Origin of the sequence: Pseudomonas sp. PDM30, assembly GCF_019218985.1 — a bacterium.
GTDB lineage: Bacteria > Pseudomonadota > Gammaproteobacteria > Pseudomonadales > Pseudomonadaceae > Aquipseudomonas > Aquipseudomonas jessenii.
This window is the reverse complement of record NZ_JAHUWM010000006.1, coordinates 375,039-392,253: the sequence shown is the minus strand read 5'-3', so window position 1 is coordinate 392,253 and position 17,215 is coordinate 375,039. Positions and strand designations below refer to the sequence as shown.

The window sequence follows — 17,215 nt, the reverse complement described above, 5'->3', positions numbered from 1 at the left end:
TGCTAAATAGTGCTCAGTATTTTTAACACCCGACCCTGTCGTGCCACACAGTGCAACGAGAATAACGATATGAAAGTCCATTTCGAGAAAAGTGAAGTGTTTGGGACCCTCCACCTGCAAGCGGCGGTGGCAGCATGATCGAAGTTACCGAAGTTTCCATTGCCGAGCTGCGCGCCGCGCTCGAATCCGGCCAGACCACCTCGGTTGAACTGGTCCAGGCTTATCTTGCGCGGATCGACGCCTTTGACGGCCCCGAAACGCCTACCGCGCTGAACGCAGTCGTGGTTCGCAACCCCGAGGCGCTCGCCGAAGCCCAGGCGTCCGACGCCCGTCGCGCCAAGGGCCAGACGCTGGGAGCACTGGACGGAATCCCCTACACCGCCAAGGACAGCTATCTGGTCAAGGGCCTCACCGCCGCTTCCGGCAGCCCGGCCTTCAAGGACCTGGTCGCCTATCGCGATGCATTCACCATCGAACGCCTGCGCGCCGCCGGGGCCATCTGCCTGGGCAAGACCAACATGCCGCCAATGGCCAACGGCGGGATGCAGCGTGGTGTCTACGGCCGCGCCGAGAGCCCGTACAACGCTGACTACCTCACGGCCCCTTTCGCCTCCGGCTCGTCGAACGGTGCCGGCACGGCGACCGCGGCCAGTTTCTCGGCCTTCGGCCTGGCGGAAGAAACCTGGTCGAGCGGCCGTGGACCGGCCTCGAACAATGGCTTGTGTGCCTACACCCCTTCGCGCGGCGTGATCTCGGTGCGCGGCAACTGGCCGTTGACCCCGACCATGGACGTGGTCGTGCCGTTTGCCCGGACCATGGCCGACCTGCTCGAAGTGCTCGACGTGGTGGTGGCCGATGACCCGGACACCCGTGGCGACCTGTGGCGCCTGCAGCCCTGGGTACCGATCCCGAAATCTTCTTCGGTACGCCCTGAGTCCTATGCCGCGCTGGCCGCGAATAGCGATGCGCTCAAAGGCAAGAAATTCGGCATCCCGCGCATGTACATCAACGCCGACCCTGAAGCCGGCACCTCCGAAGCACCGGGCATCGGTGGCCCGACTGGCCAACGTATCAACACCCGTCCTTCGGTGATCGGGCTCTGGGAACAGGCGCGCAAGGCCCTCGAAGCCGCGGGCGCCGAAGTGCTCGAAGTCGACTTCCCGCTGGTCTCCAATTGCGAGGGCGATCGTCCTGGTGCGCCGACCGTGTTCAATCGCGGCATCGTCTCCAAGGAATTTTTGCACCATGAACTGTGGGACCTGTCCGCCTGGGCCTTCGATGATTTCCTGCAAGCGAACGGCGATCCCAAACTGAATCGCCTCGTCGATGTCGACGGTCCGCAGATCTTCCCTCATGACCCGGGCACCCTGCCCAATCGCGAGGGTGACCTGGCCGCCGGCATGGACGAATACGTGCGCATGGCCGAACGCGGCATCACGCCGTGGGATCAGATCAGCACGGTGCCGGACGGCCTGCGCGGCCTGGAAAAGACCCGCAAGATCGATCTGGAAGACTGGATGGATCGCCTGGACCTCGACGCGGTGCTGTTCCCGACGGTGGCCGATGTGGGTCCGGCGAATGCCGATGTCGATCCGCAATCGGCGGATATCGCCTGGAGCAACGGCGTATGGGTCGCCAATGGCAACCTCGCCATCCGTCATCTCGGTGTGCCGACGGTCACCGTACCGATGGGCGTGATGCCGGACATCGGCATGCCGGTCGGCCTGACGTTTGCCGGGCGCGCCTATGACGACTCGTCGCTGCTGCAGCTGGCGTCGGCGTTCGAATCGACCGGCAGCAAACGCATGATCCCGCCGCGTACCCCGCCATTGGTCGCTGACAAGCGGTAATGTGGGAGCTGGCTTGCCAGCGATGGTCGTTAACGATAACGCGTTTGAGCTGGATGAACGCGGCGCACTTGAGTCCATCGCCGGCAAGCCGGCCCCTACAGTTTCCCGGGATCATCAGGGATCAACCTGGGCCATCAGCTCGGGAATCGATTCCGGCCGCTTGGCATAACGCTGTGCCAGCACCGCACAGACCATCAGTTGAATCTGGTGGAACAACATCAGCGGCAAGATCAGCAAGCCAATGGTGCTACCGGCAAACAGCACCTGCGCCATCGGCACGCCGGTCGCCAGGCTTTTCTTCGAACCGCAGAAGAGAATGGTGATGCGGTCCTCCTGGTTGAAGCCGAATGCCTTGCCCAGTACGGTCGAAGCCACCAACACCAGCGCCAGAACGATGCAGCAGACCAGCACCAGCCCAAGCAGATCCAACAACGGAATCTGCTGCCAGATGCCTTCGATCACCGCTTCGCTGAACGCGCCGTAGACCACCAGCAGAATCGAACCCTGGTCGACGAATTTCAACCAGCTCTTGTTGCGCGCCACCCAGTTGCCGATCCAGCGCCGCGCGATCTGCCCGGCAATGAACGGCAGCAGCAACTGCACGCTGATCTTGAGGATGGCGTCGAGGGTCGAGGCGCCTTCGCCGTGGACATTCAGCAGCAGGGTCACCAGCAACGGCGTGAGGAAAATCCCGAACAGGCTGGACGCCGCCGCGCTGCAAATCGCCGCCGGGATGTTGCCCCGCGCCAGGGAAGTAAAGGCAATCGCCGACTGCACCGTGGCGGGCAGCGCGCACAGGTAGAGCATGCCCATGTACAGGTCATTGCCGATCAGCGGCGACAGCAGCGGCTTGAGCGCCAGACCGAGCAACGGAAACAGCACGAAGGTCAGGCTGAACACCAGCAAATGCAGGCGCCAGTGCCCGGCACCGGCAATGATCGACTCGCGGGACAGCTTGGCGCCATGCAGGAAAAACAGCAGCGCAATGGCGATGTTGGTCAGCCAGCCAAAACCGAGCGCGACCTGGCCGCTGACGGGCAGCAGGCTGGCGAGCGTCACTACGCCGATCAGGGTCAGGGTGAAGTTGTCGGGTAACAAACGGGGGCGAGTCATGGGGTTGATCATCCGGGGGTTGCCAGTACATGAAAGTGACTCTAACGTGCCTGATAATTACCGACTAACGCCGATGAGCCAGCTGATGCCGCCTAAAGGACATGACAAGAGTGTTCGACGCAGTATTCCCGGGCTATCCAGCCTGCCACGACCGCTCTACGGCCGTACCGAATCGCTGCCCAATCGCGCACTGACCCGGCGCCACAGCCACCCGTGGGTGCAGCTTTCCTATGCCATTGCGGGCGTGCTCGAAATACAGACCGGCGTCGGGCGTTTCGTGGCCCCGCCAGAGCGTGCCGTGTGGATTCCGGCGGGCATGCCGCACCGGGTGTTCAGTTCGCCGCGCACGGAAATGCGCAGCCTGTACATCGATTGCAGCGTCTCGACGTGGGCGCCGCCGGGCTGTCATGTGCTGGGGGTCAGCGATCTGTTGCGCGAGTTGATCCGTGCCTTCAGCCAGATTCCGGTGGAATACGATCAGAACGGCCCGCACGGTCGACTGGCCCAGGTGATTCTGGATCAGTTGGCCGAGGCGCCACAGATCGACTTGATGCTGCCGCTGCCCCAGGACAGTCGATTGCGGCAAATCGCGCAAAGTCTGGAGTCGCACCCTGAGCAACAGACCACGCTCAGTCACTGGAGCGACCAATTCGGCGTCACCGAGAAAACCCTCAGTCGCCTGTTCCTGCGCGACACCGGCCTGACCTTTCGCGCCTGGCGCCAGCGCTCGCGCCTGCTCGGCGCCCTGACGCCGCTGGAGCAGGGCGAACGAGTGACCGACGTCGCGTTGGCCTGTGGCTACGATTCGACGTCAGCGTTTATCGCTGCCTTCCGCCAGCAATTCGGTGAAACACCAGGGGAGTTTTTTCGCTGAGTCCAGCACCGTACACCTCTGTTGCCTGTCAGTCCGCCATCGCGAGCAAGCTCGCTCCCACAGGGGCCATGGGTATACACAAAACCTGTGCTCGACATAAAAATCTGTGGAGCGAGCTTGCTCGCGATGGCGCCGGGTCAGTCGACACCTGCATTGACTGTCAGGTCGCTATCGCGAGCAGGCTCGCTCCTACAGGGATTTCACATAAATATCCCGGTGTTACTGATCGGACTTGATACTGGTCCAGACCCGGGTACGGACCCGCTCAAGCTTTTGCGGCAGTGGCTGCACGACGTACAGCGTCTTCAATGCCTCGCTGGTCGGTGTCAGGTTCGGGTTGCCGGTGATGTCCTTGTTGATCAGCGCCATCGAGTCCTTGTTGGCATTCGGGTAACCGAGAAAGTCGCTGATCGGCGCGATGACTTTCGGGTCCAGCAGGTGGTTGAGGAATTCGTGGGCCTCGGCGACGTTCTTCGCGCTTTTCGGGATGGCGAAGGTGTCGAACCAGATCGGCGCGCCTTCTTTCGGCAGGCGCCAGTCGACGACCACGCCGTTGCCCGCCTCTTTGGCGCGATTGCCGAATTGATAGAAGCTGCCGGAGTAACCGATGGCCACGCAGATATCGCCGTTGGCGATGTCGGTCATGTACTTGGCGGAGTTGAAATAGGTGACGTAGGGGCGAACCTTGAGCATCAATGCCTTGGCTTTTTCGTAGTCATCGGGGTTCTGGCTGTTCGGATCCAGCCCCAGGTAATGCAGGGCCAGCGGCAGGATCTCCGACGGTGAGTCGAGCATCGCTACGCCACAGGCCTTGAGCTTCTCCATGTTCTCGGGCTTGAACACCAGGTCCCAGCTGTCCACCGGCGCATTCTCGCCCAGCGCCGCCTTGACCTTGGCCGGGTTGAAACCGATCAACACGGTGCCGTACATGTAGGGCACGCCGTACTGGTTGCCCGGGTCGTTCTTGTCCAGCAGCTTGAGCAATGCAGGGTCTTGGTGCGACCAGTTCGGCAACCTGGACTTGTCGAGTTTCTGGAACACGCCCGCCTTGATCTGGGTTTCGATGAACTGGTTCGACGGCACCACCAGGTCGTAGCCCGAGTTGCCGGTCAGCAGCTTGGCTTCCAGGGACTCGTTGGTGTCGAAGGTGTCCCAGGTCACCTTGATCCCGGTGTCCTTGGCGAAATCCTTGGGCACGGACGGCAGGATGTAGTCCGCCCAGTTGTACACCCGCAATTCGCGCTGTTCGGCATGCACCGCGCTGGCCAGCAGCGACAGTCCGCAAACGGTGGCGCCCAGTATGCGTTTCATTGAGTCCATGGATCATTTCCCCAAGTGTGGCGTGAGTTCGATGGTTTTTATGTTCTGTACACGGCAGCAGCCTTGAAAACAGCCAAGGGCAAGGAAGTGAAGCGTCTGGTTGTGGTTTTCACCTTGGGTTGCCGACTCAGCCACCCGCGTCTGATTCTTGCTGACGGCGTCGCCGGTTCACAGCGTGAGGCAGGCCAAAAGGAGATCGAAATGGCCAAAATACATGTCCGCTTTGATCAGCGGTGCGAGGCCTTTCACCGAGGTTAGTCCAAACAGCCGATGCCCGGGCAGCCTCGTTGCTGCCTATTGCGCAACACACCAATAACAAGATCGCGAGGCTTCGATGCGTGCTCCACTCCTGCTTGCCCTGCCCCTGCTCGGCCTGCTCAGTGCCTGTTCCGAACCCTATGAACCGCAACCGCTGGCCAGCAACGGCAGCGCCGCACCCTTGATCGGTAGCGCCGCTGTCGCGCAACCGCTGAACGGTACGATTCCCGCCAACCCCTACATGACCAGCAACGGCAGCAGCTACATGCATTCCGATGGCTACAGCTCCGACACGCACCCGGGGCCCGGTCCGTTGGGCCGGGATGTTCAGGTGAACAGTCGCGATGGCAGCCGCAAGCCCGGCGGCATGTGCCCGATCCATACCTTCGATCAGCAGGGTCGCCTGGTGGTGTTGTGCGCCAACCTGATGCAGTTCGAACTGCAATTGCTCGAACCACGCACCCTCAAGCTGCTGGCCCGCTATCCGCTGCCGCCGCGTCCGTCGACTTTCCACGCGCTGATTACCCTGGACCCGGACAAGATCATGGCCGACACCTCCGGCGCCTATTTCTATGTCGACGAACAGAATCGCGTGGTCATCGCCGATGCCGAGCAGCACATCCAGCGCGTCGTGCATCGTCAGGATGAGTCCGGTGCGTGGTCGTTCGAAGCGGTCGACAACTGGGACCTGAGTGACAAGGTCCCCCACGATTGTGTGAAGCCTGCCAACTGGTTCCCCAAAGGCGAATGCGACCCCGTCACCGGGGTCATGCCCGATCACCGGGGCTTGATCTGGTGGATCACCCGGCGCGGCCGCATCGGCACCCTGAACCCCGACACCGGCAAGGTCCAGGGCATTCAACTGGCCCACGAAGAAATCCAGAACGGCATGTCGGTGGCGGCCGATGGTGTCTACCTGGTGTCCGACCACGCCATGTACCGCTTCGTCGCCGATGCCGAGGGCAAGCCCGTGCAAGGCTGGCGCGAAGTCTATGACCGCGGCACCGGGCGCAAGGTCGGCGCGATCAATCAGGGCAGCGGTACCACCCCGACCCTGCTCGGCGAGCGCTACGTCACCATCACCGACAACAGCGACGGACGCATCAACCTGCTGGTCTACCGTCGCGAGCAGGACTACGCCGGCAATCGCCTGATCTGCAAGCTGCCGGTGTTCGACAACAACGCCTCGGCCACCGACAACTCGGCCATCGGCTGGGGTCGCTCGATCATCCTCGAGAACAACGCCGGCTACACCAGCGCCTTCGCGCAGAAGGACTGGCAGGCCGTGCACGGCGGCATCAGCCGCATCGACATCCGCACCGATGAGTCGGGCTGCGACCGGATCTGGGAATCGAAGGAACGTTCGCCTTCGGTGGTCCCCAAACTCTCGGTGAGCAACGGTCTGCTGTACTTCTACACCTTCGAGCCACAGCCCGACGGCGAGAACGCCTGGTACCTGATGGCGCTGGATTTCGACAGCGGCCAGACCCGATTCAAGGCGCTGAGCGGGGTCGGCCAGGCCTTCGACAACAACTGGTCGCCGATCACACTGGCGCCGGACGGCACGGCCTATGTCGGGACTTTCGGTGGGTTGGTTGCTCTTTGGGACAAGGGGGTGAATGCAACAAACGAGCAACCACGCGTGAGTGCCAGTGGCAGCCAACCCTGAAAAGAGATTCATTGTGGGAGCGAGCCTCCCACAGGGGATCGGGTGCACCTTTGAGACATTGGTCAGCTGTCAGGCCGTCATCGCGAGCAAGCTCGCTCCCACAGGTATCGAGTACATCTGCAAGATTTCGGTCGGCTGGTTGGCCGCCTTCGCGAGCAAGCTCGCTCCCACAGAAGAGCAAAAACAGATCGGCGTACACAGACGCTTCTCACCACTCATCAGGCCGAGCGTTAGCTCGCCTGCAGCTTTTGATCTTGATCCACCCGCCCCCTCGGCAGGCTGAGTGGAGGCGTTTATCCGGGGATTGGCGCGCAGCGCCGTTCGACGCAGTCGAACACATCGCATGTAGGTGCCAGCGAAGCCAACCGGAGGGCGATGCCCCCGGATGAATGCCGGAGCGAAAGAACCCCGAGCCTTGGCGAGGGGCCGTACGTAAGGGGCGAGACCTTTTGGTTCCTTTTGGGGCGTTTGCCAAAAGGGACTCGCCGTAAGGGCGAAACCGCCAGCCGCCGTTACCGCAGCAACGGATATGTACTCAATCAACCAAGAACCTGGTCGGCCCAAAGGCCGCCAAGGTCAAAGAATATCAACCAACACCAACAACCCCCTCCCCATGCATCTGCCGCAACAACACCAACCCACCCTCCAGAAACTCCGAAGCCCCCACCGCCCCCGCCTCGATCGCCAGTCCTTGCAACTGCTCACGCCCGGTCAACTCGGGAAACTCGCCAATTCGCAGCAACAACCGCCACGCCAACGGACTCAATTCAGAAAACCTCACACTCCAGTCCTCGGCGCGACGCACCAGCAACAAGGTCGGCTGAGCAGGCGCCACATCAGGCTGGTAATCCGGCCCCACCCTTTGCACCGGCCAGGCATACGCCAACGGCCAGGCCAGCGGCGACACCCGCAAGGGCCGATCCAGCAGCAACGCGGCATCACCACCCACCAGAAGCTCGGCGTCAGACTGTTGCAACGCCATTTCCACCCACTCGTAATGCGCCAGCTCCACCATGAACGGCGGCCACGGCCCATCACTCAACGCCTGAGGCCCGGCCGCGAGAAACTCGACAAACTCCTGGGCGATCTCACCGAATTTCGGCGTGCGGGCGCGGTAGTCCCGTAGAAAGATCCGCACCAGCGAACGCCAGTGCTCGTCACCCAGAATCTTCACCAACACCGGAAAGGTGCCACTGAGCAGTGAAGACAGGTTGGCGAACACCAGATCGCGATAAACCAGGGCCCGCGCCGGGTCCATTTCGGTGGGGGGGCCGTTGCGTTCAGGGTCGCGCAGGTACAGGCCCATGGTGGTTTGCTGATGCAAAAGACTCGACTTACCCACGGTTCACGCCCTCCTGTTGCAGGCGGCGAATGGTCTGCAATTCCGCCACCAGTTCAGCGAAGACGGGAAAGTTGAAATCCCGCTCCAGCAAGGTCGGTTGCGCACCGAACCGGGCATAAGCCTGGGCCAGCAACGACCACACCGCCGGTTTGACCGAAGCGCCATGGGTGTCGATCTTCAAGGTGTCAGACTCATCGAAATGCCCGGCAATGTGCATCGCCACCACCCGCCCCGAATCGATGCCAGCCAGGAACGCCTGCGGATCGAAGCCGTGGTTGATCGAATTGACGTACACGTTGTTGACGTCCAGCAACAGGTCGCAATCGGCCTCGCGCAGCACGGCATTGGTGAAGGTCACCTCGTCCATGTCCTGTTGAGGCGCGGCATAGTAAGAGACGTTTTCCACCGCCAGGCGTCGCCCGAGAATGTCCTGGGCCTGGCGGATACGCGCGGCGACGTGGTGCACCGCCTCTTCGGTAAAAGGCAACGGCAACAGGTCGTACAGGTGACCGTCATCGCTGCAATAGCTCAAATGCTCGCTGTACAGCGGCACGTTGTAGTGATCGAGAAAACCCCGGACTTCCTGCAAAAAACCAACGTCCAGCGGCGACGGCCCACCGAGGGACAGGGACAGGCCATGACAGGACAATGGATAGCGTTCCGCCAGGGCACGCAATGCCGCGCCGTGGGCACCGCCGATGCCGATCCAGTTTTCCGGTGCGATTTCCAGAAAGTCGAAATCGCCTGCTGGTGCGGCCTGGAGGTCTTTGAGTAAACCGCGACGCAGGCCAAGCCCTGCGCTGGCCTTGGCTACGGGGGGAATGGAGGTCTGCATGGTGTCGATCTCACAAGATGTTCAAGGACGCGAGCCGGTGCCCGCCATGAGACAGAGTTAATCGAAGGGGTGTATCAGGACTGTGTTCGGCTGGGGCCGGAATTAGAGGTCACTGTGTCGAAAAGGGGTCTGGATACAGTGGGATACACGCCCGCTCCCACAGGGTCGTGTACCGGCAGAAAAAACGTTGCTTTCGTCGCGCCAGACCGCGCGGTACAAGGCCCGAACTAAACTTACTGCACACAGGGCCCGCTTGGTGCCCTGTACATACCCACGACCACCGCCCAGTGGCGATCCCCTCGCCAGACAATGCCTCTGGACCGTGATCCTGCTGAAGGAGCACACATGATGGACGAGGCCAGACTCAACGATTTCATGGGCAAACTGGTTAATGACATGGGCGGCGCGGCGATGCTCGCCAACGTCATCCTCGGCGAAGAACTCGGTCTGTACCGGGCGATGGCCGACAGTCAGCCCATCACCCCTGAAACCCTTGCCGAGAAAACCGGCTGCAACACCCGCCTGCTGCGCGAATGGCTCAGTGCCCACGCCGCCTCAGGCTACATGGAACACCAGGACGGCCAGTTCCGCCTGCCCGAAGAGCAGGCCATGGCTTTGGCAAAAGAAGACTCACCGGTTTATGTGGCGGGCGGGATCGGCGTGGTCGCGTCGTTTTTCCATGACAAGGACAAACTGGTCAACGCCATGCGCGGCAACGGCGCCCTGCCCTGGGGCGATCACCATCCGTGCATGTTCAGCGGGACCGAACGCTTCTTCCGCCCCGGCTACAAAGCCCATCTGGTCGCCGAATGGTTGCCGGCCCTCGACGGCGTAGTGGCCAAACTGGAAGCCGGGGCCAAAGTGGCGGACATCGGCTGCGGCCATGGCGCCTCGACGGTGATCATGGCCCAGGCGTTTCCGGATTCGCGCTTCGTCGGTTTCGACTACCACGCGCCGTCCGTTACCGTTGCCACCCAACGGGCCGAAGAAGGGGGTGTATCCAGTCGGGCCAGGTTCTTCCAGGGCACGGCCAAAAGCTACCCCGGCAGCGACTACGACCTGATCTGCTACTTCGATTGCCTGCATGACATGGGCGACCCGGTGGGCGCAGCCAAGCATGCCTATGAGTCGTTGAAGGACGACGGCACGGTGCTGCTGGTCGAGCCCTACGCCAACGACTTGCTCGACGACAACGTCAACCCGATCGGACGCCTGTTCTACGCGGCGTCGACCTTCATCTGCACGCCCAATTCGCTGTCCCAGGAAGTCGGCCTCGGCCTCGGTGCCCAGGCCGGTGAAGCGCGTTTGCGCAAGGTGTTCAGCGAGGCCGGTTTCACCCGTTTCCGGCGGGCCACGGAAACACCGTTCAACCTGATCCTGGAGGCGCGTAAATAAATACTGTCTGCTTTTTGTAGGAGCGAGCTTGCTCGCGATAAACGCGATCACGTCGCGGGGTGTCAGGCTAACAGTGCTATCGTTGACGACCATCGCGAGCAAGCTCGCTCCTACAGGCCTGCACAGCATGTTCGACAATCTGATCCATGAACAGCTCGATCGCCTCCATCAGCTCATGGCGGATCAGCCGTTTGCCGTGCTGACCGGGGCCGGTATCAGCACGCCTTCGGGCATCCCGGATTATCGCGACAGCCAGGGCGTGCGACGGGGCCGGCAGCCGATGATGTACCAGGAGTTTCTCTCGGCCCCGGAGTCCCGGCGACGCTACTGGGCGCGGGCGATGCTCGGCTGGCCGAGGGTGCGCCTGGCGCAGCCGAACGAAGCCCACGACACCCTGGCTCGCTTGCAAGACACGCGACAGATCAGAGGGCTGATCACCCAGAACGTCGACACCCTGCACGACCAGGCCGGCAGCCGTGATGTGATCGAACTCCACGGCAGTCTGCACCGGGTGTTGTGCCTGGATTGCGGCCGGCACAGCGAGCGCGATTCGATCCAGCACTTGATGGAAACACAGAATCCCTACCTGGCCGGCGTCGACGCGGTGCAAGCGCCGGACGGCGACACCTTGCTCGACCCGGCCTTCGAGGCACGCTTCCAGGTCCCGCACTGCCCGCATTGCGCCGGGGAACGGATGAAGCCGGATGTGGTGTTTTTTGGCGAGAACGTCGCACAGGCCACGGCGGCGAAAGCGATGGCCGCCGTCGAACAGGCTGCCGGGCTGTTGGTGGTCGGCTCGTCGCTGATGGCTTATTCGGCGTTTCGCTTGTGCCGGGCGGTGGTGGATCAGGGCAAGCCGTTGATTGCGATCAACCTGGGCAAGACCCGGGCGGACGAGATTCTGGATTTGAAGATCGAGGGGTCGTGCGAGCGGTTGTTGCCAATATTGGCGAAGCTACTTGGCAACTGACGAAACCCGATCCCTGTGGGAGCGAGCTTGCTCGCGATGACGGTGGATCAGCCAATAAACTGTCTGGATGTGCTGGCCTCATCGCGAGCAAGCTCGCTCCCACAAGGTCCCCCATACAACTCACGAAAATCGCTGCCCAAGGTTTTCCTCTTTCAGCACATCAAACATCGCCTGCGCCGCCGCCGACAGCTCGCCCCCCGGCAACGTCAACACCCCCAGCGCCCGCTCCACCACCGGGTCGCGCAAGGTGATGCAACGCGCCCCCAGTTCACGCATCTGCCCCGCGCACAAGGCCGGCACCGCGCTCACGCCCAGGCCACTGGCGACCATGCGCCCGACCGTCGCCAGTTGATGGCTTTCAAATTCCACCGGCAGCTTCATGCCGCGGGCCTGCAGATGCTCTTCAAGCATTACTCGCACAGTGGACGGACGCTGCAAGGTAATGAACGGCTCCTTGAGCAGGGTCTGCCAGTCGATGTCATCGAGTTCGGCCAGTGCCGAATCCAGAGGCACCACCGCGACGAAACGGTCGATGTACAACGGCGTGAATTGCAGCGACGAACTCTGGGTCGGTTCAAAGGCCACTCCCAGCTCCACCTGGCGGTCACGGACCATTTCCAGCACCTGCTCGTTGATCACGTCATTGACCGTGACGTTGACATTCGGATAACGGGCGCGGAAGGTCTTGAGGATCGGCGGCAGCAGGTTGCCGGCGAACGACGGCATCGCCGCCAGGGTCACGCGACCGCGCTGCAGGGTGAAGCGTTGACGCAGTTCATCCTCGGCATTGTCCCAGTCGGCGATCAACCGGCGCGCCAGCGGCACCAGGGATTCGCCTTCGGCGGTGAGCGCCACGTTACGCGTGTTGCGGGTGAACAAGCGCCCGCCCAGGCCCTCCTCCAGCGCTTTGATGGTCAGGCTCAGGGCCGATTGCGACAGGTGCAGGCGCTCGCAGGCCACGGCAAAGCTCAGGCTCTGGGCCACGGCCAGAAAGGCGCGGATCTGCTTGACGGTCATGGGGCAACGCTCCGGTTGTAAGCTACAGGTTCTAAGCTGCAAGAGACTGCGCAGCACATTATTGAGCTTTATCAATCAATCCGCTCTAAAAAACAACTTAACAAATGAATCTGGCAGCGAGACACTCCATCCCATTCGGCTAGCCAGCCGCCCACAAAGAATAAAAGAGGTGCATATGGCAGGTTTCGACAAGCGCGTGAGTTCCTACGAGGAAGCTCTGGCAGGTCTTGAAGACGGCATGACCGTGATCGCCGGCGGCTTCGGCCTGTGCGGGATCCCGGAAAACCTGATCAACGAGATCAAGCGTAAGGGCACCCGCGATCTCACCGTGGTTTCCAACAACTGCGGCGTCGACGGTTTCGGCCTTGGCGTACTGCTGACCGACCGCCAGATCAGCAAAGTGGTCGCGTCCTACGTCGGCGAAAACAAGCTGTTCGAAGAGCAGCTGCTCAAGGGCGAAATCGAAGTCACCCTGACCCCGCAAGGCACTCTCGCTGAAAAAATGCGCGCAGGCGGTGCCGGCATCCCGGCGTTCTTCACCGCCACCGGCGTTGGCACGCCTGTCGCCGACGGCAAGGAAGTCCGCGAATTCCATGGTCGCAAGTACCTGATGGAAGAATCCATCACCGGCGACTTCGCCATCGTCAAAGGCTGGAAAGCCGACCATTTCGGTAACGTGATCTATCGCCACACCGCTCAGAACTTCAACCCGCTGGCGGCCACCGCCGGCAAGATCACCGTGGTCGAAGTCGAAGAAATCGTCGAACCCGGCGAGCTGGACCCGGCGCAGATCCACACCCCTGGCATCTACGTCGACCGGATCATCTGCGGCACGTTCGAGAAGCGCATCGAACAGCGCACCGTGCGTAAGTGATCCCCTGCCCCCGGACCGAATGAAGGAATAAAAACAATGGCACTTTCCCGCGAACAAATGGCTCAACGCGTCGCCCGCGAAATGCAGGACGGCTTCTACGTGAACCTGGGCATCGGCATTCCGACCCTGGTCGCCAACTACATCCCTGAAGGCATGGAAGTCATGCTGCAGTCGGAAAACGGCTTGCTGGGCATGGGTCCTTTTCCTACTGAAGACACCATCGATGCCGACATGATCAACGCCGGCAAGCAAACCGTGACCGCACGTATCGGTGCTTCGATCTTTTCCTCGGCCGAGTCCTTCGCGATGATCCGCGGTGGTCATGTCGACCTGACCGTGCTGGGCGCCTTTGAAGTGGACGTGCAAGGCAACATCGCCTCGTGGATGATCCCCGGCAAACTGGTCAAGGGTATGGGCGGCGCGATGGACCTGGTCGCCGGTGCAGACAACATCATCGTCATCATGACCCACGCATCCAAGGATGGTGAATCCAAGCTGCTGCCCCAATGCAGCCTGCCGCTGACCGGCGCCGGGTGCATCAAGCGTGTACTGACCGACCTGGCCTACCTGGAAATCGAAAACGGCGCGTTCATCCTGAAAGAACGTGCGCCGGGCGTCAGCGTCGAAGAGATCGTCGCCAAGACCGCAGGTAAACTGATCGTGCCGGACCACGTACCGGAAATGCAGTTCGCTGCCCAGTGAGGAATCATTCCATGCAAGAAGTCGTCATTGTTGCCGCCACGCGCACCGCGATCGGCAGTTTCCAGGGTTCGCTGGCCAATGTGTCCGCCGTCGACCTGGGCGCTGCGGTGATCCGCCAGCTGCTGGCACAAACCGGCCTGGATCCTGCGCAAGTCGATGAAGTGATCATGGGCCAGGTGCTGACCGCCGGCGCCGGGCAAAACCCTGCGCGCCAGGCCGCAATCAAGGCCGGCCTGCCCTTCGCCGTGCCGGCCTTGACCCTGAACAAGGTCTGCGGCTCCGGTCTCAAGGCCCTGCACCTGGGTGCCCAGGCGATTCGCTGCGGTGATGCCGAGGTCATCATCGCCGGTGGCCAGGAAAACATGAGCCTGGCCAACTACGTCATGCCCGGTGCCCGCACCGGCCTGCGCATGGGCCACGCGCAAATCGTCGACACCATGATCAGCGATGGCCTGTGGGACGCGTTCAACGATTACCACATGGGTATCACCGCCGAGAATCTGGCCGAGAAATACAGCCTGAGCCGCGAGCAGCAGGACGCGTTCGCCGCCGCCTCGCAACAGAAAGCCGTGGCCGCCATCGAAGCCGGGCGCTTCGTCGATGAAATCACGCCGATCCTGATCCCGCAGCGCAAGGGCGATCCGCTGTCCTTCGCCACCGACGAGCAGCCACGGGCCGGCACCACCGCCGAATCCCTGGGCAAACTCAAAGCCGCCTTCAAGAAGGACGGTTCGGTGACCGCCGGTAACGCTTCGTCGCTGAACGACGGTGCCGCGGCCGTGATCCTGATGAGCGCCGAAAAGGCCAAGGCCCTGGGCCTGCCAGTCCTTGCAAAAATCGCCGCCTACGCCAACGCAGGCGTCGACCCGGCGATCATGGGCATCGGCCCGGTGTCGGCCACCCGCCGCTGCCTGGACAAGGCCGGCTGGTCCATCGACCAGCTGGACCTGATCGAAGCCAACGAAGCCTTCGCCGCGCAATCGCTGGCCGTGGCCAAGGACCTGGAATGGGACTTGAACAAGGTCAACGTCAACGGCGGCGCCATCGCCCTGGGTCACCCGATCGGTGCCTCGGGTTGCCGCGTGCTGGTGACCCTGCTGCATGAAATGCTCAAGCGTGACGCCAGGAAAGGCCTCGCCACCCTGTGTATCGGTGGTGGTCAGGGCGTGGCACTGGCGCTCGAACGGGCTTAAGCCAACAGCGTTCAACAGACGGCGCGGGGACCCACGAAGATCCGTGACCGCCTGGAAAAACACCCGGTGCGATGCAAGTCGCACCGGGTTCTTTTTTGCCTGCGTTTTATTCAGATGGACCGCGTTATCGTTCATCGCGAGCAAGCTCGCTCCCACAGGTTTTTGTACTGTTCACAAAATGGAGCCACACCGCCAAACACTGTGGGAGCGAGCTTGCTCGCGATGAGGCCCGGATCATCGTAAAGTTTACGGCGCCACGCCCAACAACTGTTGACGCAACTCGGGGTTGCCGGTACGCGGATCGAGCCAGATGGCAAAAAACGCCTTGGCGAATTGCAGGTCCTTCACATCACGCAACAGCTGCTGGCCGAGAAAAAACCGCACGCCCTGCCCCGGCAGATAGACACCGGTCAGCCGCGTGCCGGCCTGTACGTCGACGAACGACTGTTGCATCTGCACGTGCCAGGACGCCAGTTGCTCGGCACTGACCGAGGTGCCGGCGAGTCGCTTGATTTCCCTGACGCTGGCATTCACCAGGTCATCACGGGAAATGCTGCGCTGGTAGATCAGCTCCAGGGCGAACGGCTGATCGCTCGCCAGGGGTCGCGAAGTACTCCAGAGCCGTGCGCTGTAGACATCGAAGCCGTACTTGCGAAACTCACCACTGCCGAGGATTTGCGCACCGGGCAGCGAGTCCTGCCAATTGGCCAGGGCCTGGCAGCTCAGCAAGACAAGCAGCCACAGACCATGGCGCAGGAGTGAACGTTGGCGTTTCAAGGTGAGCTGTCCTCATCGTGGGATGCCTTGATAAAACGTTTGCGCAAAAGAGCCTTTCGTAGAACTCGAGAAAATCTCTATTTTGTATACAAAACTTACATGCACATAAAGCAATCTACCCGCTGCAATGTTACCGTTGCCACCTCACAAGGTCGGAGACGTGCGCGTGTTGATCCTCAAACTGCTGGTGATCCCAGGCTTCCTGCTGCTGATTTCCCTGGCTGGCAAACGCTGGGGGCCGAGCGTGGCCGGTTGGTTGTCGGGGTTGCCGGTGGTGGTCGGGCCGATCCTGTTGTTCCTCGCCCTCGAACAAGGCCAGTCGTTCGCTGCGCAATCGGCCACCGCCGCGCTGTCAGCCATGTTCGCGATGATTGCGTTTTGCGTGAGCTACGCCCAGGTCGCACAACGGGCCGGATGGCCGCTGGCGCTGTTGATCTCGCTGTCGGTCTGGGCACTGGTGGCGGTTGTCCTGTCGTTGATCCCGGCCTCCCTGGTGTTTTCGGTGTGCGCCGCCGCCACCGCGCTGCTCGCCGCACCGTACCTGTTCCCCACTGTGCAACCCGTGCTCAGTGGCCCGGCGCCGAAATCCGACAAGCTCCTGTTGCGCATGGTGGCCGGTGCATTGCTCACCCTGGTGGTGACACTGCTGGCCAGCACCGTCGGTGACCGCTGGAGCGGCCTGCTGGCAGTGTTCCCCGTATTGGGCAGCGTGATGGCGGTGTTCTCCCAGCAAACCCGTGGCCCGGCCTTTACCGCCGCGCTGCTGCGCGCCACCGCCACCGGCATGTACTCGTTCGCCGCCTTCTGCCTGGTGTTGGCCCTGGCCCTGCCGACGATGGGAATGAACGCTTTTGTGCTGGGCGTCGCGGTGTCGGTGGCCATGTTGGGCGTGACCAAACGCCTTCTGGCGCGGCCAGCCGGCCCGGCGAATGACACTCAAAGAGCAGCCATCAAACGCTAAGCTGCCTCAGCTCATCGAGCGGCCCTGAGCATAGGTGGGTGTTCAGCCAAGGTGACCGCTGGGTA

Annotated in this window: 16 protein-coding genes; 10 read left to right on the top strand and 6 right to left on the bottom strand. The window is 62.0% G+C overall.

Going from position 1 to position 17,215, the window contains the following annotated elements:
• The first annotated feature begins 134 nt into the window (after positions 1-134).
• Positions 135-1,850 carry an amidase gene (locus tag KW840_RS17120; protein WP_218496457.1) on the top strand — a complete coding sequence of 572 codons (1,716 nt, stop codon included), beginning with the start codon at positions 135-137 and terminating at the stop codon, positions 1,848-1,850.
• 114 nt (positions 1,851-1,964) lie between these two features.
• Here KW840_RS17120 and KW840_RS17115 read toward each other — a convergent pair whose 3' ends face one another.
• A complete protein-coding gene (locus KW840_RS17115; protein WP_218496456.1) occupies positions 1,965-2,963 on the bottom strand; it encodes a bile acid:sodium symporter family protein in 999 nt (332 codons plus the stop codon).
• Positions 2,964-3,048: 85 nt separating this feature from the next.
• Between KW840_RS17115 and KW840_RS17110 the strand changes: the two genes are divergently transcribed.
• Positions 3,049-3,837 carry a helix-turn-helix domain-containing protein gene (locus tag KW840_RS17110; protein ID WP_218496455.1) on the top strand — a complete coding sequence of 263 codons (789 nt, stop codon included), beginning with the start codon at positions 3,049-3,051 and terminating at the stop codon, positions 3,835-3,837.
• A gap of 219 nt (positions 3,838-4,056) precedes the next feature.
• On the opposite strand, the gene KW840_RS17105 is transcribed toward KW840_RS17110, so the two are convergent.
• Positions 4,057-5,157, bottom strand: a complete 1,101-nt coding sequence (locus KW840_RS17105) for a polyamine ABC transporter substrate-binding protein (RefSeq protein WP_218496454.1) — start codon at positions 5,155-5,157, stop codon at positions 4,057-4,059.
• A gap of 15 nt (positions 5,158-5,172) precedes the next feature.
• On the opposite strand from KW840_RS17105, the gene KW840_RS17100 reads away from it, so the two are divergent.
• Together KW840_RS17100 and KW840_RS17095 are read left to right on the top strand one after the other, a co-directional pair.
• Complete coding sequence (locus KW840_RS17100; RefSeq protein ID WP_090456324.1) at positions 5,173-5,415, top strand: hypothetical protein; 243 nt, start codon at positions 5,173-5,175, stop codon at positions 5,413-5,415.
• Positions 5,416-5,491: 76 nt separating this feature from the next.
• Positions 5,492-7,084, top strand: coding sequence for a hypothetical protein (locus KW840_RS17095; protein WP_218496453.1), 1,593 nt, complete (start codon positions 5,492-5,494; stop codon positions 7,082-7,084).
• 586 nt (positions 7,085-7,670) lie between these two features.
• Here the strand turns inward: KW840_RS17095 and KW840_RS17090 are convergent.
• Positions 7,671-8,426, bottom strand: coding sequence for a putative DNA-binding domain-containing protein (locus KW840_RS17090; RefSeq protein ID WP_218496451.1), 756 nt, complete (start codon positions 8,424-8,426; stop codon positions 7,671-7,673).
• A complete protein-coding gene (locus KW840_RS17085) occupies positions 8,419-9,261 on the bottom strand; it encodes a DUF692 domain-containing protein (RefSeq protein ID WP_218496446.1) in 843 nt (280 codons plus the stop codon). The genes KW840_RS17090 and KW840_RS17085 overlap by 8 nt, the downstream gene beginning before the upstream one ends.
• Before the next feature lie 348 nt (positions 9,262-9,609).
• Between KW840_RS17085 and KW840_RS17080 the strand changes: the two genes are divergently transcribed.
• Both KW840_RS17080 and KW840_RS17075 read left to right on the top strand, forming a co-directional pair.
• Positions 9,610-10,656 carry a class I SAM-dependent methyltransferase gene (locus KW840_RS17080; RefSeq protein ID WP_154862055.1) on the top strand — a complete coding sequence of 349 codons (1,047 nt, stop codon included), beginning with the start codon at positions 9,610-9,612 and terminating at the stop codon, positions 10,654-10,656.
• 127 nt (positions 10,657-10,783) lie between these two features.
• Positions 10,784-11,626 (top strand): NAD-dependent protein deacetylase, encoded by an 843-nt coding sequence (locus tag KW840_RS17075; RefSeq protein ID WP_218496445.1) that lies wholly within the window; start codon positions 10,784-10,786, stop codon positions 11,624-11,626.
• A 120-nt stretch (positions 11,627-11,746) separates the two neighbouring features.
• Here the strand turns inward: KW840_RS17075 and KW840_RS17070 are convergent, their stop codons facing one another.
• A complete protein-coding gene (locus tag KW840_RS17070; RefSeq protein WP_150814351.1) occupies positions 11,747-12,643 on the bottom strand; it encodes a LysR family transcriptional regulator in 897 nt (298 codons plus the stop codon).
• 175 nt (positions 12,644-12,818) lie between these two features.
• On the opposite strand from KW840_RS17070, the gene KW840_RS17065 reads away from it, so the two are divergent.
• The 3 genes from KW840_RS17065 to KW840_RS17055 are packed head-to-tail and all read left to right on the top strand — an operon-like array spanning position 12,819 to position 15,412.
• Positions 12,819-13,517 (top strand): CoA transferase subunit A, encoded by a 699-nt coding sequence (locus tag KW840_RS17065; RefSeq protein WP_034150336.1) that lies wholly within the window; start codon positions 12,819-12,821, stop codon positions 13,515-13,517.
• Positions 13,518-13,553: 36 nt separating this feature from the next.
• On the top strand, positions 13,554-14,219 hold the full coding sequence (locus tag KW840_RS17060) for a CoA transferase subunit B (protein WP_218496444.1): 666 nt from the start codon (positions 13,554-13,556) through the stop codon (positions 14,217-14,219).
• A gap of 11 nt (positions 14,220-14,230) precedes the next feature.
• Positions 14,231-15,412, top strand: coding sequence for an acetyl-CoA C-acetyltransferase (locus KW840_RS17055; RefSeq protein ID WP_090456334.1), 1,182 nt, complete (start codon positions 14,231-14,233; stop codon positions 15,410-15,412).
• 246 nt (positions 15,413-15,658) lie between these two features.
• On the opposite strand, the gene KW840_RS17050 is transcribed toward KW840_RS17055, so the two are convergent.
• Complete coding sequence (locus KW840_RS17050; RefSeq protein ID WP_218496443.1) at positions 15,659-16,189, bottom strand: chalcone isomerase family protein; 531 nt, start codon at positions 16,187-16,189, stop codon at positions 15,659-15,661.
• 166 nt (positions 16,190-16,355) lie between these two features.
• Here KW840_RS17050 and KW840_RS17045 point away from each other — a divergent pair, with 166 nt between their 5' ends.
• On the top strand, positions 16,356-17,150 hold the full coding sequence (locus KW840_RS17045) for a hypothetical protein (RefSeq protein WP_218496524.1): 795 nt from the start codon (positions 16,356-16,358) through the stop codon (positions 17,148-17,150).
• Positions 17,151-17,215: the final 65 nt, after the last annotated feature.

Excerpts from the sequence above, each read along its gene's own strand:
- KW840_RS17120 (WP_218496457.1), top strand. The coding sequence starts at position 135 with ATGATCGAAGTTACCGAAGTTTCCATTGCCGAGCTGCGCGCCGCGCTC.
- KW840_RS17115 (WP_218496456.1), bottom strand. The coding sequence starts at position 2,963 with ATGACTCGCCCCCGTTTGTTACCCGACAACTTCACCCTGACCCTGATC.
- KW840_RS17110 (WP_218496455.1), top strand. The coding sequence starts at position 3,049 with ATGCCGCCTAAAGGACATGACAAGAGTGTTCGACGCAGTATTCCCGGG.
- KW840_RS17105 (WP_218496454.1), bottom strand. The coding sequence starts at position 5,157 with ATGGACTCAATGAAACGCATACTGGGCGCCACCGTTTGCGGACTGTCG.
- KW840_RS17095 (WP_218496453.1), top strand. The coding sequence starts at position 5,492 with ATGCGTGCTCCACTCCTGCTTGCCCTGCCCCTGCTCGGCCTGCTCAGT.
- KW840_RS17085 (WP_218496446.1), bottom strand. The coding sequence starts at position 9,261 with ATGCAGACCTCCATTCCCCCCGTAGCCAAGGCCAGCGCAGGGCTTGGC.
- KW840_RS17080 (WP_154862055.1), top strand. The coding sequence starts at position 9,610 with ATGGACGAGGCCAGACTCAACGATTTCATGGGCAAACTGGTTAATGAC.
- KW840_RS17075 (WP_218496445.1), top strand. The coding sequence starts at position 10,784 with ATGTTCGACAATCTGATCCATGAACAGCTCGATCGCCTCCATCAGCTC.
- KW840_RS17070 (WP_150814351.1), bottom strand. The coding sequence starts at position 12,643 with ATGACCGTCAAGCAGATCCGCGCCTTTCTGGCCGTGGCCCAGAGCCTG.
- KW840_RS17065 (WP_034150336.1), top strand. The coding sequence starts at position 12,819 with ATGGCAGGTTTCGACAAGCGCGTGAGTTCCTACGAGGAAGCTCTGGCA.
- KW840_RS17060 (WP_218496444.1), top strand. The coding sequence starts at position 13,554 with ATGGCACTTTCCCGCGAACAAATGGCTCAACGCGTCGCCCGCGAAATG.
- KW840_RS17055 (WP_090456334.1), top strand. The coding sequence starts at position 14,231 with ATGCAAGAAGTCGTCATTGTTGCCGCCACGCGCACCGCGATCGGCAGT.